Annotated in this window: 11 protein-coding genes; 4 read left to right on the top strand and 7 right to left on the bottom strand. The window is 74.3% G+C overall.

Annotated elements, in window-relative coordinates:
• The first annotated feature begins 54 nt into the window (after positions 1 to 54).
• On the top strand, positions 55 to 3,357 hold the full coding sequence (locus tag B0I33_RS21530) for an error-prone DNA polymerase (RefSeq protein WP_106180655.1): 3,303 nt from the start codon (positions 55 to 57) through the stop codon (positions 3,355 to 3,357).
• Here B0I33_RS21530 and B0I33_RS21525 read toward each other — a convergent pair.
• The 5 genes from B0I33_RS21525 to B0I33_RS21505 all read right to left on the bottom strand — a co-directional run bounded on the left by B0I33_RS21525 (position 3,323) and on the right by B0I33_RS21505 (position 8,416).
• Positions 3,323 to 3,820: a cupin domain-containing protein gene (locus B0I33_RS21525; RefSeq protein ID WP_106180654.1), complete on the bottom strand. Its 498-nt coding sequence runs from the start codon at positions 3,818 to 3,820 to the stop codon at positions 3,323 to 3,325. The genes B0I33_RS21530 and B0I33_RS21525 overlap by 35 nt on opposite strands.
• Positions 3,821 to 3,829: 9 nt before the next feature.
• Positions 3,830 to 4,939, bottom strand: a complete 1,110-nt coding sequence (locus tag B0I33_RS21520) for an NAD(P)/FAD-dependent oxidoreductase (protein WP_106180653.1) — start codon at positions 4,937 to 4,939, stop codon at positions 3,830 to 3,832.
• A 71-nt stretch (positions 4,940 to 5,010) separates the two neighbouring features.
• A complete protein-coding gene (locus tag B0I33_RS21515; protein ID WP_245900916.1) occupies positions 5,011 to 5,892 on the bottom strand; it encodes a spermidine synthase in 882 nt (293 codons plus the stop codon).
• A complete protein-coding gene (locus B0I33_RS21510; RefSeq protein ID WP_106180652.1) occupies positions 5,889 to 7,193 on the bottom strand; it encodes a flavin monoamine oxidase family protein in 1,305 nt (434 codons plus the stop codon). The genes B0I33_RS21515 and B0I33_RS21510 overlap by 4 nt, the downstream gene beginning before the upstream one ends.
• Complete coding sequence (locus B0I33_RS21505; RefSeq protein WP_181193404.1) at positions 7,193 to 8,416, bottom strand: glycosyltransferase 87 family protein; 1,224 nt, start codon at positions 8,414 to 8,416, stop codon at positions 7,193 to 7,195. Before B0I33_RS21505 ends, B0I33_RS21510 begins: the two co-directional genes overlap by 1 nt.
• Positions 8,417 to 8,561: 145 nt before the next feature.
• On the opposite strand from B0I33_RS21505, the gene B0I33_RS21500 reads away from it, so the two are divergent.
• The gene (locus tag B0I33_RS21500; protein WP_106180650.1) at positions 8,562 to 8,954 is read left to right on the top strand and encodes a YciI family protein; all 393 of its coding nucleotides are present in this window, start codon (positions 8,562 to 8,564) and stop codon (positions 8,952 to 8,954) included.
• Complete coding sequence (locus B0I33_RS21495) at positions 8,951 to 10,195, top strand: RNA polymerase sigma factor (RefSeq protein ID WP_106180649.1); 1,245 nt, start codon at positions 8,951 to 8,953, stop codon at positions 10,193 to 10,195. The genes B0I33_RS21500 and B0I33_RS21495 overlap by 4 nt, the downstream gene beginning before the upstream one ends.
• 9 nt (positions 10,196 to 10,204) lie before the next feature.
• Here the strand turns inward: B0I33_RS21495 and B0I33_RS21490 are convergent, their stop codons facing one another.
• The gene (locus B0I33_RS21490) at positions 10,205 to 10,618 is read right to left on the bottom strand and encodes a winged helix-turn-helix transcriptional regulator (RefSeq protein ID WP_245900914.1); all 414 of its coding nucleotides are present in this window, start codon (positions 10,616 to 10,618) and stop codon (positions 10,205 to 10,207) included.
• A 114-nt stretch (positions 10,619 to 10,732) separates the two neighbouring features.
• Between B0I33_RS21490 and B0I33_RS21485 the strand changes: the two genes are divergently transcribed.
• Positions 10,733 to 11,908 (top strand): hypothetical protein, encoded by a 1,176-nt coding sequence (locus B0I33_RS21485; protein WP_106180648.1) that lies wholly within the window; start codon positions 10,733 to 10,735, stop codon positions 11,906 to 11,908.
• Between the two features lie 137 nt (positions 11,909 to 12,045).
• On the opposite strand, the gene B0I33_RS21480 is transcribed toward B0I33_RS21485, so the two are convergent.
• Positions 12,046 to 13,227: an ROK family transcriptional regulator gene (locus B0I33_RS21480; protein ID WP_245900912.1), complete on the bottom strand. Its 1,182-nt coding sequence runs from the start codon at positions 13,225 to 13,227 to the stop codon at positions 12,046 to 12,048.
• Between the last annotated feature and the right edge of the window lie 89 nt (positions 13,228 to 13,316).

The following is a 13,316-nucleotide window of genomic DNA, read 5'->3' as shown; positions in this document are numbered from 1 at the left end:
GCCTGACCGAGGATCGAACACACGTTCGATCAATGAAACAGGTGTTTGGGTCAGGTGTCGTTCAACAACCCTGGGGTGTCGTGGACGGAGCTGGAACGCGCGCTCTCCGGCGCACCGCCACGCGGTGACGGCGGGGACAGTCCCGCGTGGTCACGGCGGCGCGAGGGCTACGCGGGCCCGCCACCCGACCTCGCGCGGCCCCGGTCCGGCGACGGCGTCGAGATCCGCGTCCCGTACGCCGAGCTGCACACCCACTCCCACTTCAGCTTCCTCGACGGCGCCTCGTCACCCGAGGCGCTGGTGGAGGAGGCCGTGCGCGCCGGACTCGACGGCATCACGCTCACCGACCACGACGGCCTGTACGGCGTCGTGCGGTTCGCCGAGGCCGCGCGCGAACTCGGCATGCGCACCGGCTACGGCGCCGAGCTCAGCCTCGGCCTGCCCGGCCCGCAGAACGGCGAGGCCGACCCGGTGGGCGAGCACCTGCTCGTGCTCGCCAGGGGGCTGGAGGGCTACCGCCGTCTGTGCCGGGTACTGAGCAACGCCCACCTGCGCGGCGAGGAGAAGGGCAGGCCGGTCTACGACCTGGACGAGGTGGTCGAGGAGCTGCGCGGGCACTGCGTCGTGCTCACCGGCTGCCGCAAGGGCGCGGTCCGCAGGGCGCTCGACGCCGCGGGCCCCCGGGCGGCGCTGGCCGAGCTGCGCAAGCTGGTCGACCGCTTCGGCAGGCACCACGTCGCCGTCGAGCTGACCGACCACGGCCTGCCCGGCGACTCCGCGCGCAACGACCTGCTGGCCGCCCTCGCCGCCGAGCTCGGCCAGCCGACGATCGCCGCCAACAACGTGCACTACGCCCGGCCCGGCGACGGCAGGCTCGCCGCCGCGGTGGCCGCCGTGCGCGCCCGGCGCAGCATCGCGGACCTGGCCGGCTGGCTGCCGCCCGCGCCCGCGGCGTTCGTGCGCTCGGGCGCCGAGATGCGGGCCCGGTTCCGCCGCTACCCCGGCGCGGTGCAACGGGCGGCCGTGCTCGGCGTCGAGTGCGCTTTCGACCTGCGGCTGGTGGCGCCCGACCTGCCGCCGTTCCCCGTCCCGGAGGGGCACACCGAGATCAGCTACCTGCGCGAGCTCACCTGGGCGGGCGCGGCCCGCCGCTACGGCGCCCGCGAGCAGGCCCCCGGCGCCTACGCCCAGCTCGACCACGAGCTGGGGGTGATCGAGGAGCTCGGCTTCCCCGGCTACTTCCTGGTGGTGTGGGACATCGTCGAGTTCGCGCGGTCCCAGGGGATCCTGTGCCAGGGCCGCGGCTCCGCGGCCAACTCCGCGGTCTGCTTCGCACTCGGGATCACCCACGCCGACCCGGTGCGGTGGGGACTGCTGTTCGAGCGGTTCCTCGCCCCGGAGCGGGACGGCCCTCCCGACATCGACGTGGACATCGAGTCCGACCGGCGCGAGGAGGTCATCCAGTACGTCTACCGCAAGCACGGCCGGCGGCACGCGGCGCAGGTCGCCAACGTGATCACCTACCGCGCCCGCTCGGCGGTGCGCGACATGGCGAAGGCCCTCGGGTACTCGGCGGGGCAGCAGGACGCGTGGGCGAAGCGGATCGACCGCTGGGGCCCGGTCGCCGAGGTGGCCGGGGACGGCGGGATCCCCGAGGACGTGCTCACCCTCGCCAACCGGATCGGTGACGCGCCGCGCCACCTCGGGATCCACTCCGGCGGCATGGTGATCTGCGAGCGGCCGGTGTCCGAGGTGGTGCCCGTCGAGTGGGCGCGGATGGCGGGACGGACCGTGTTGCAGTGGGACAAGGACGACTGCGCGAGCATCGGCCTGGTCAAGTTCGATCTGCTCGGCCTCGGCATGCTCTCGGCGCTGCACTACGCGATCGACCTGGTCGCCGAGCATGAGGGGGTCGAGGTGGACCTGGCGCGGCTGGACCTGGCCGACCCCGAGGTCTACGACATGCTGTGCCGCGCCGACGCGATCGGCGTGTTCCAGGTCGAGTCCAGGGCGCAGCTGGCGACACTGCCGAGGCTGCGGCCACGCGAGTTCTACGACCTCGTCGTGGAGGTGGCTCTCATCCGCCCCGGCCCGATCCAGGGCGGTTCGGTGCACCCGTACATCCGGCGGCGCAACGGCGAGGAGGAGTGGAAACATCCCCATCCGCTGCTGGCGGCCAGCCTGGACCGCACGTACGGGGTGCCGCTGTTCCAGGAGCAGGTCATGCAGATGGCCATCGATGTCGCGTCGTTCACCCCGGCCGAGGCCGACCAGCTGCGCCGCGCGATGGGCGCCAAGCGCTCGGGCGCGCGGATGGAGCGGCTGCGCGAGCGCTTCTTCTCCGGCGCGGCGGCCAACGGCATCGGCCCGGAGCTGGCCGAGCGCATCTTCGCCCAGATCCACGCGTTCTCCGGCTACGGCTTTCCCGAGGCGCACTCCATGTCGTTCGCCCTGCTCGTCTACGCCTCGGCCTACCTCAAGCGCTACCACCCCGCGGCGTTCTGCGCGGCGCTGCTGCGGGCACAGCCGATGGGCTTCTACGCCCCGCAGTCACTGGTCGCCGACGCACGCAGGCACGGCATCGTCGTGCACGGGCCCGACCTCAACGCCAGCCTCGCGCACGCCACGCTCGAACCGGACGCGTCGAGCGAGGGCGGGCACGCCGTGCGGGTCGGCCTGGCGGGGGTCCGCGGCCTCGGCCCTGACCTCGCCGAGCGGATCGTCACCGAGCGCGCGGCGGGCGAGTTCACCGGCCTCGACGACCTCGCCCGGCGCGTCCGGCTCACCGAACCGCAGCTGGAGGCGCTGGCGACGGCGGGCGCGTTCGCCCGGTTCGGTTCCGACCGGCGGCGGGCGATCTGGGCCGCGGGCGCCGCCGCCCGGCACCGGCCGGAGCACCTGCCTGGGCTCGCCACCGGCCTCGCCGCGCCCGCGCTCCCCGGAATGTCCACACTGGACCTCGCGGCCGCCGACGTGTGGGCGACCGGAATCTCCCCCGGCACCTACCCGACGGAGTTCGTCCGCGAATACCTCGACCGCATCGGCGCGGTACCGGCGGCCCGGCTGCTCGACGTGGCCGACGGCACGCGCGTGCGCGTCGGCGGGGCGGTGACCCATCGCCAGCGCCCCGCCACCGCGGGCGGCATCACGTTTCTCAACCTGGAGGACGAGACCGGCATGGTCAACGTCGTCTGCTCCCGGGGGCTGTGGCGGCGGCAGGCGGACGTGGCCCGCAACAGCCCGGCCCTGCTGGTGCGGGGCATCGTGCAGAACGCCCACGGCGTCACGAGCCTCGTCGCCGACCACCTCACGCCCCTCGACCTCAGGGTGGCCCACCGGTCGCGGGACTTCCGGTGAACTCCCGCCACACCGCACTGTCCGTGAAGTGGTTGTCGAAGCGCTCTTGCGTCTCGAACAGCTCGCGCGGGCTCGCCTCCCCGCGCCGGATGCGGTCCACCAGCCGGAAGTAGTCGAACCGCCGCGCTCCCGGCATGAGGAACAGCATGTCCACGCCGGTGTCGTCGGGCGTGCGGAAGGTGTGCGCCGTGTGCTCGGGCACCACGAGGAAGTCGCCCTCGCGCGCGGTCACGATCCGGTCGCCGACCAGCACGTGCAGGCCGCCCTCGACGAGGAAGAACATCTCCGGGGCCCGCGTGTGGTGGTGCGGCGGCGGGCCGTCGGTGGCCCGGCCCATCCGGCTCCGGATGGCGCTCACGACGCCACCGGTGTCGTCGCCGTCGGCGAGCAGCCGCATCGTGAGCGGGTCGGCGCCGAGCAGTTCGGCCTCGCCTGCCCTGAACAGCATGGTCAGATCCGTCATCGCCGCTCCTCAGACCGAGGCCGGGATCGTGGGGTGCCGCTCGAAGACCACCGTGCCGCGCACGATCGCCTCCTTGTACAGGGCGGCGAGGCGGCCGGTGAGCACCGCCTCGCGCGGGCTGTCGTCGGCGTGCACGAACTGGACGAGCCCGTCCCGCCTGCCGAGGCTGATGCACTGGTTGACGTAGCGGAACCGCAGCGGCCGCGCGGGTTCCCGGCCGGCGAGGCGGTCGGCCAGCGCGCGGACGGCGTGCTGGGCCGTCGGCAGCCCGGTGGCGCAGGCCATCCGCAGCTCCAGCCCGTCGGGCCTGCGCACGGCAGCCGCATCGCCGACGCCGACCACCTCCGGGTGCGACACCGAGCGCAGGGTCCCGTCCACGACCATGCGGCCCCGCTCGTCCACGGCGAAGCCCGCGTCCCGCGCCAGGTCCGGCACCCGGAACCCGGCCGTCCACACCACCGTGTCGGCCGCGACGTGCCCGCCGCCGTCGAGCACCAGCCCGTCGGGCCGCACCTCGGCCACCCGCGCGTGCTCGACGACCTCGACGCCGAGGCGGTCGAACGCCGCCCGCAGGTACCGGCGGCCGCGCTGGGACAGCGCGTCGCCGAGCGCACCGCCGGTCACCAGCCGCACCTTCAGCGCGGGCAGCGTCTCGGCCAGCTCGGCGGCGGCCTCGATGCCGGTGAGGCCGCCGCCGACCACGGCGACCACCGTGCTGTCGGCGATCCGTTCCCGCAGCCGCACGGCCCGCTCGGGCGTGACGACGGTGTGGGCGTGCTCGGCGGCCCCGGACACGGCGCCGAGGTCGGCCTGGCTGCCCAGCGCGTAGATCAGCCGGTCGTAACCCACCGGAGCGCCCCCGGCCAGGTGCACGGTGCGGGCATCCGCGTCGATCGCGGTGACGCGGTCCACCACGAGCTCGACACCCGTGCCACGCAGCAGGTCGCGCAGCGGCAGGTCGCGCAGCCGCTGTCCCGAGGCGAGCTGGTGCAGCCGCACTCGCTCGACGAACCGGTCACTGGCGTTGATCAGCGTCACGTCGGCGGAGGTCCACCTGGCCGCGAGCTTCGCGGCGGCGAGTCCGGAGTAACCGGCGCCGACGACCACGATGTGTGTCATGTCCCCGTCCTTTCGTCACCCCCTGAACCGGGGACGGGGACGATCCATGACAGCCGTGGCCGTGATTCAGCTCACCTGCCGCGCCGGATGCTGTGGGGCAGGACGCTGTTGCCGCGCAACGCGTCCGCGTCGATCGTCTCCGGACGGTACGGCAGCGTGGACAGCCGGTCGATCATCCTGGCCGCCGGGTCGGCCACCGCGTCGGCCCTGCCGCACAGGAAAGCCCAGTCGAACTCGTCGGAGCCGTAGTAGGCGACGGTGCCGAACACCTCGTTGAACCGTCGCCACGACCGCCGCAGCATCTCGTTGAGCCACAGGGTCGGGCAGCCGACCTGCGACGCCACCACCCCGCCTTCGCGCAGCGCGGCCCGGCACAGCCGGAGGAACTCGGCGCCGAAGAGCCGGTTGTGCTGGGCGTCGTCCTCCCGCTCACCGGGCAGATCGGCGAGGATGATGTCGTACTTGCGGTCCGGGGAGTCCGCCTCGGCCGCCCGCCGGACGAACTCCCAGCCGTCGGCGTAGTGGACCCGCACCGGTCCCTCGCCGCGCTCGGCCTCGGCCAGCTCCTCCGGCGTGTAGCCGTAGGGCAGGAGGTCGGCACACAGGTGCACGGCCTGGCGGTCGATGTCGACGTGGTCGACGTGGGTCGCGCCCGCGCGCACGGCCAGCTGGCCGAGCACGCCCTCGCTGGAGCCGACCGTGAGCACCCGGTCCACCCGCTCGGCGAGCAGCAACGCGGGCACGAGCAGCGACTCGTGGTAGTACAGCTGCGCGAGCTCCGTGCTCTGCGGGTCGTTATCCGAGAACATGGCCACGCCCTGGGCCGTCTTCGCGAACACCAGGTGCTGGTACTCGGTGTCGCCCTCCCACAGCACGTCGTGCAGATCCCACAGCTGCGCCAGCCCCGGCACCAGCGGTTCGCGCAGCACGCGCCTGCCGTCGAACGTGGTCAACTCGTCGTCTCCTTCCCTCGATGTCCGGGATCCGTCACCGTAAGGGACTCCGAGCACGCCAGCGCCGCCGCCTGCCCGGACCGGACAGCACCTTCCATCGAGTTCGGGAACGCGCTGTGCTCGGCTCCCGCGAACCGGATCCGCCGCGTGCTCGCCGCCCGCAGGGCGGGCAACCGGTGCACGAGGTCTCCCGGGCGGCAGGCGAGGTAACTGCCGCCGATCGCACGCTCCCCGGTCCAGTCGGTCGTCACCACGGCGGCCAGGTCGGTGACGTGCAGCCCGAAGGAGCCCGCGAGGTCCTCGGCCGTGGCCGCGCCGCCGGTGGCGATGCCCGCCAGCACCCTGCCGCGCCGCCACGCGATCCGCAGCGGGCCGCCACCCAGCACCGACCGGTAAGGCACCGGGGGCGGGACCGATGCCACCGCGGCGATCTTCACCGCGCGGCCGAAGCCGAGCCCCCGCACGGCGCCAGACCAGTCCGCGGGAGGTCCGGGCTCGATGGTCAGCCGGCGCAGCGCCGGGGGCGGCACCGTCACGATCGCCGCCGTGGCCGCCCACACCTCCCCCTCGGCACGCACCTCGACGCCCCGCGAGTGCTCGACGACATCCGTCACCGGGCAGTCGAGCCGCACCGGGTGCCGCAACCCGCCCGCAAGCCGCCGAGGCAACTGGTACGCGCCGCCGGTGATCACCTGGTCCTGCCCCGACCGGACGGCGGCCAGCAGGCCCCCGGAGGCGGCGATCCACCATGCGACGTGCGCGGCGGAGAGATCGCGGATCGGCACGGTCGCGAAGCCGCCGAGCACCGCCTCGGCCACCGCGAGGCCGCCCGGTCCGACGCCGTGCGCGGTCAGCCAGCCCGCCATGTCGCACCCGTCCAGCCGCGCGGCTGCGGGGGACCGCCACGGTGCGCCGGGATCGAGACCCAGCGCCTGCCCGCGCAGCGCCCAGCAGGCCCGCGCCAGTGCTCGCAGCTCGCCCGCGGGGAGCGGCGGCAACCACGACACGCGGTCCCGCTCCGGCAGGCGCCACCGAGCGGGAGCCCGGCCCAGGCCCGACGGCACGGTCCGCAGCCCCGTCGCTGCCAGCAGGGCACGGAGCCGGCTGTGCCGGGGACCGACGAACTCCGCGCCGGTGTCCACGGTCGCGCCCCCACCGGCGGGCACGCCACGCACTCGCCCGCCGAGGCGCTGCCCCGCCTCGAGCACCCGCACGTCGGCGCCGTGTCTGGTCAGCAGGTCGGCCGCGGCCAGCCCGGCGAGCCCGGAACCCACGACGACCACATCGCACCGGTGTCGCATCACTCCACCACCTCGCTCGTACTCCGGCAGGCGCGCCCTGGTGTCCCGGCGAGCGTGCCGAGCAGCGCGACGCCGAGCAGGGTGTAGGACTCCGCCACCGGCCAGCCGAGCACGCCGCCCGGCAGGTCGTCGGCGAACCACATCGGCCCGAGCAGGTACACCGCGGCCGCCACCACCGTCAGCGCGCGCGGCCACCACGACGCCGCGCGCCAGCGCCAGCCGAGATACACCAGCACGGGCAACGCCCACACCCAGTGGTGGTTCCACGACGTCGGCGACACCAGCAGCCCGCCGATCGCGCAGGCCAGCATGGCCACCACCGGATCCGCCTTCCGCACGGTGTGCACCACCAGCGCGAGGACGACCGCGCTGCCGAGCGCCCACAGCAGCAGCTGCCAGGACGGCGCGAGGTCGGTCCTGGCGAGCACGCCCCGCAGCGACTGGTTGCCGATGTACTCGCCGTCGTGGCCCATCCGGCCCGCGGCGAACAGCGTTTCCGTCCAGTACGTCCGGGAGGCGGTGGGCAGCACCAACCACAGGGCGGCGCCCGCGACGACGAAGGCGGCCACGGCGCGCACGGCGGCGGCGAGCTCCCTGCGGAACAGGAAGAACGCGACGAACACGAGCGGCACGAGCTTCACCGCCGCCGCGAGCCCGACGAGCAGGCCCCGGGTCCGCGCCCGCCCCGGCAGCAGCAGGTCGGCCGCGACGATCACCATGAGCAGGGCGTTGACCTGCCCGAACTCGAGGTTCGAGCGCACCGGCTCCACCACCGCGCAGGCCAGCTGCGCCCCGACGGCGACCGCCGCCGCGATCGTGTGCCCGCGCACGGCCGACCGGTCGCCGAGCACGCCGAGCAGGCTCGCGGTCACCAGGTAGGCCACGACACCGACGGCCAGGATCGACGCGACGCTGAACGCCGTGATCGCCACGCCGAACGGCAGCAGGGTGCCCGGTACGAACAGCAGCGCGGCCAGCGGCGGGTAGAGGAACGGCAACGCGATGTCGTAGCTCGTCGGCACCGGGGCCGCGTACGGCGTGCCGTGCTCCACGAGCGCCCGCGCGCCGCCGAGGTACACCTCGAGGTCGATGCCGTCGAACCGCTTGAGCAGCAGCACGGCGGTCACCGCGGCGACCTCGGCGAGCACGACCACGGCCACGCGGCGGCGCACCGACCGGGCGTCGGCCGGAGCCGGGTTCGTCACGCGATCCGCCGTGGTCACCGGGCCGAGGCTACCCGCGGCGCCTGGCCGCTGTCGGCGCGCCGGAATCCGGACGAGAATTCTCCCGCCCGATGTCCAACCGCGGTCCGCGGCTCCGACGTTCCGGGTGCAAGCGACCAACATCTGCCGAGACGGAGGAGCCGACATGAAGTACCTGCTGCAGGCGTTCAGCAACACCGAGGCCTGGGAGGCGACCGCCGCGGACTGGACGTCCACCGGGGAGATGCCGCCCGAGGTGGCCGCGGCCTGCGAGTTCTTCGAGAACCTGCAGAAGGAGCTCACCGAGAGCGGCGAGCTCGTGCTGACCGAGGGCCTCGCCGACCCCTCGCACTCCAAAGTGGTCCGCAAGGTGGGCGGCGACGTGGTGACGTCCGACGGACCCTTCGCCGAGTCGAAGGAGGTCGTGCTGAGCTTCAGCATCGTCGACTGCGCCAGCTACGACCGCGCCCTGGAGATCGCCGCCCGGATCACCGACTTCACCGGGGAACCGATCGAGGTGCGCCCGGTACCGGACGGCTCGGAACTGCCCGGAGCATGAGCGGACCGCACGTCGAGGACCTGCTGCGCCGGCTGGCGCCGCAGGTCCTCGGGGCCGTCACCCGCCGGTACGGGCACTTCGACGTCGCCGAGGACGCCGTGCAGGAGGCCCTGCTCGCGGCGGCGACGCGCTGGCCGGAGGAGGGCCTGCCGGACAGCCCGAGGAGCTGGCTGATCGCGGTCGCGGCGCGGCGGATGACCGACCTGCTGCGCGCGGAGCAGGCCCGCAGGCGCCGGGAGGAGGCCGAGGCCGTGCGAATGCCCCGCACGGCCTACCTCGCCCCGGCCGCCGACGCCGTGCGGGGCCACGACCACGACGACACGCTGGTCCTGCTGTTCCTGTGCTGCCACCCGGCGCTGTCCCCGGGAGCCCAGGTTCCGCTCACCCTGCGCGCGGTGGGCGGCCTGACGACGGCCGAGATCGCCGGTGCGCTGCTGCTGCCCGAGGCGACGGTCGCCAAGCGCATCACGAGGGCGAAGCAGCGGATCAGGGACTCCGGCACCGGGTTCCGGCTGCCGCCGCCGGAAGAGCGGGGCGACCGGCTCGCCACCGTCCTGCACGTGCTGTACCTGGTGTTCAACGAGGGCTACACGAGCGTCGCGGAGCCCGCCGCGCGGAGCCGGGGGCTCGCGGACGAGGCGATCCGGCTGACCAGGGAGCTGCACCGGCTGCTGCCGGACGACGACGAGGTGAGCGGGCTGCTCGCGCTCATGCTGCTCACCCACGCCCGCCGTGCGGCCAGGACACGGGCGGACGGATCGCTGGTGCCGCTGGCCGAACAGGACCGTTCCCGCTGGGACCAGGCGGCCATCGCGGAGGGCAGCGCGCTGGTCGCGCGGGCGCTGCGCAGGACGCGGCGGTTCACCTCGTTCCAGTTGCAGGCCGCGATCGCGGCCGTCCACGACGAGGCCGAACGGGCGGAGGACACCGACTGGCCGCAGATCGTCGCGTTGTACGAGCTGCTGCGCCGGGTGTCGGACAACCCGGTGGTGACGCTCAACCACGCCGTCGCCGTCGGGATGGTGCGCGGGCCCGCCGCCGGGCTCGCCATGCTGGAGCCGCTCGACGAGGACAGTCGCGTCGCCGACCACCACCGGCTCGACGCGGTGCGGGCCCACCTGCTGGAGCTGGCGGGCGACCACCCGGCGGCCCGGGTCTGTTACGAACGCGCGGCCCGGCGCACGGCGAGCGAACCCGAACGCCGTTACCTGGCCGCCAAGGCCGCCGAGCTGGCCTGCTGACCGGCGCGCCTACCGGACCCGGCCGAGGCGCCGCACCCGCGGCTCGCCCGGTTCGACCTCGCGCCCGCAGTGCGCGCAGACCGTGCGGGTCTCCAGCTCCGCGCCGCAGCTGTGCTCGAACACCGTCGGCGGCGGGCCCTCGGTGACGTACCGGTCGCCCCACTGCAGCAGGCCGAGCAGCACGGGCTGCAGCGCGCGGCCCGCCTCGGTGGGCACGTACTCGTAGCGCGGCGGGTGCTCCTCGTACCGGCGCCGCTCCAGCACACCCGCCTCGACGAGCGTGCGCAGCCGGGTGGCGAGGACGTCCCGGCTGGCTCCGGTGTTGCGGGCGATCCGGTCGAAGCGGCGCTCACCGAGCATGAGCTCGCGCAGCACGAGCAGGCTCCACCGCTCGCCGACCACGCCCGCCGCCGCTTTCCGCACAAACCGGTGCGCGAGGTCGGCTCGTCGTGACCGGACAGACCCAGGAGAGAACGGTATTTCCAGTCACCGGCACACCGCGTTCGGCTGTTCGGGCGCCGCCTCTACGCTTTTTCCATGACGTCGACGCGACCGCGGCTCTACCTGCACATCGGCACCCCGAAGACCGGAACGACGTACCTGCAGGACGTGTGCTGGCACAACCGCGAGTTGCTGGCGGAGGACGGCGTCCGGTACCCGGGTACCGCCGCCGACAGCCAGTTCAGGGCGGTCATCGACGTGATGAGCGGCCGGTTCCCCGACTGGCACGACCGCGTGGTCCCAGGCTCCTGGGCCGCGATCGTGGCGGAGTCAAGGGAAGCCGTCGAGAGCGGCCGGTCGGTGTTCCTCTCGCACGAACTGCTCGCCCCGGCCTCGCCCGACGAGGCGCGGCGCGTGCTCGACGACCTGTCCTTCGCCGAGATCCACATCGTGTGCACCGCGCGGAACCTGGCCAGCCAGATCCCCTCGGTGTGGCAGGAGGACGTGAAGAACGGGCACCGGTTCGGCTTCCGCGAGTTCGCCGCCGCGCTCGCGGAGGACCGGCCGAGGTCCGTGTGGCTGGCCGACGTGTTCTGGGACTTCCAGGACCTGCCCACGGTGCTGCGGACGTGGGGCGGGCACCTGCCGCCCGAGCAGGTGCACGTGCTGCCGGTGCCTGCCCGCGGGGCGGGTGACGACGTGCTGTGGCGCCGGTTCGCCGACCTGCTCGGGCTGCGGCCGACCGGCTACCGGACCGACGTCCGCAGGGGCAACCGCTCGCTGGGCATGGCCGAGGCCGAGCTGGTGCGGCGGATCAACGTCGCGCTGGCGGACCGGGTGACCCGGCGGGACTACCAGGACGTGGTGAAGTTCCGGCTCGCGCAACGGCACCTGGCCGAGCGCGCGGGCAAGGCGCCGATCGTGCTCGAGGCCGGACAGTACACCTGGGCCCGGCAGCGGGCACAGGAGTTCGTCGAGGCGATCGAGAAGGCGGGGTACCACGTCGTGGGCGACCTGGCCGACCTGCTTCCCGGCGACCCGCCGGAGGGGGCCGCGAAGGCGCAGCGGCCTCCGGAGCCGGAGGAGCTGCTCGACGTCTCGCTGGACGCCCTCGGCACCCTGGTCGACCAGCTCGTCGCCGAGCTGGAGAAGCCCGCACCACCGCAGGCGCCCGCAGGGTGGAAGCACCGCCTGGTGGCCCTGAGCGAGCGCCACGAGGCCATGATGCGCGTACGCAAGGGCTACTCCCGGCTGGCGAGCCGCCGCCGCTGACCGCGAGTCCCCCGCTCCCGCACGCGAGTTCCCCGCTGGGGCTCGCCATCCCCGTTGCCGGGCCTGGCGGACGTCCGCGAGCGGGGACTTCGCCGCCCCGAACGCAGAACTCGCGGTCCTGGGCGGGGGACTCGTGGTCAGGGGCGGTCGGACCAGCCGAGCGGATCGGCGACCACGTCGGCGAGCACGCTCGACGCCGCGCCGCGCAGCGCGGCCTCCGGGCCGAGCGTGCCGACGTGCAGCGGCGGGCTCGTGTGCTGCTCGGCGAGGCGGCTGCCGAGCGGGTCGAGCAACGGCTCCCCCAGCGCCGCGAGCCTGCCACCGAGCACGACGGCACCGGGGTCGAGCACCGCGAGCGGGCCGGCGAGCGCATCGGCGAGCAGCCGGGCCACCTCCGTCGTCGCCCGGACGGCCGCGCGGTCACCCGCCGCCAGCCGCTCCGCGAACGGCTCCGTGCCGGACAGCAAGCGGGGCAGCGCCGTCTCCGCCAGTCCTGCCGCCCGCGCCATCGCCGCCCGGCCCGCGTAGGCCTCCAGGCACCCGGTGCGCCCGCACGGGCAGGCCCGCCCCCGCGCCCGCACCGGCACGTGGCCCCATGACCCCGCCGACCGGTGCCGCACCACGCCGTCCTGAACGAGGACCGCCCCGATCTCGGCCTCCCCGCCGACGTAGAGCACGTCCGCGTCGCGGCACTCCGCCCCGGCCGCGAACGCCACCGGACCACCGATCCGCACGTCGATGCCGAGCGCACCGAGCGCGTCGAGTTCCCCGGTCAGCAGCCCGCGCAGGTCGGCGTCCCGCCAGCCGAGGGAGGGCACCGCGCGCACCAGGGGCAGTCCCTCCCGGTCCCGGCCGAACAACGCGGGCACCGGCAACGCGATGCCGGTCACCAGCTGCCCCGCCGTGGTCGCGTGGTCGAACAGCCTGCGCAACACCGGGCGCGCCGCCCGGACGGCCTCGGCGGGTGACATCCGCCGCAGGTCGGCCCGGCGCAGCTCGCGGCGGCGAACCCGCCCGGAGAGATCCACGACGCACCCCGCGACGTGGTCGACCTCCAGCTGGAGCCCGATGCCGACCGGGCCAAGCGGGTCGGGTGCGACGCGACCGGCAGGGCGGCCAGGTCCCGTGCGCTGCGTGGTCCCGAGGTCCTGCACCAGCCCGGCGTCGATCAGCTCTCCGACCAGGTTCGTGACGGTGACCTTGGTGAGCCCGGCGCGTTCCGCGAGCTCCACGCGCGTGACCGGCGCGGACTCGCAGATCAGCCCCATGAGCAGCGCGAGGTTGTGCTGCCGGACGGTCCGGCCCCCGGCACCGCTCACGCGCCCCCTCCTCCGCGATTAGTAAATACAGTGTCTTTACTATCTATAGCAGGATTCGCGCCACGGCGGGTAGGAAGAACCCCACGCTG

The organism is Prauserella shujinwangii (assembly GCF_003001955.1).
GTDB classification, from domain to species: Bacteria; Actinomycetota; Actinomycetes; order Mycobacteriales; family Pseudonocardiaceae; genus Qaidamihabitans; species Qaidamihabitans shujinwangii.
Note: the sequence above shows the minus strand (reverse complement) of the source record. Positions and strands in the feature narration are given on the sequence as shown.

What these genes read in the sequence shown, in the direction of transcription:
- B0I33_RS21525 (WP_106180654.1), bottom strand. Translation starts at nt 3,820, where the DNA reads ATGACGGATCTGACCATGCTGTTCAGGGCAGGCGAGGCCGAACTGCTC.
- B0I33_RS21485 (WP_106180648.1), top strand. Translation starts at nt 10,733, where the DNA reads ATGACGTCGACGCGACCGCGGCTCTACCTGCACATCGGCACCCCGAAG.
- B0I33_RS21500 (WP_106180650.1), top strand. Translation starts at nt 8,562, where the DNA reads ATGAAGTACCTGCTGCAGGCGTTCAGCAACACCGAGGCCTGGGAGGCG.
- B0I33_RS21520 (WP_106180653.1), bottom strand. Translation starts at nt 4,939, where the DNA reads ATGACACACATCGTGGTCGTCGGCGCCGGTTACTCCGGACTCGCCGCC.
- B0I33_RS21495 (WP_106180649.1), top strand. Translation starts at nt 8,951, where the DNA reads ATGAGCGGACCGCACGTCGAGGACCTGCTGCGCCGGCTGGCGCCGCAG.
- B0I33_RS21510 (WP_106180652.1), bottom strand. Translation starts at nt 7,193, where the DNA reads ATGCGACACCGGTGCGATGTGGTCGTCGTGGGTTCCGGGCTCGCCGGG.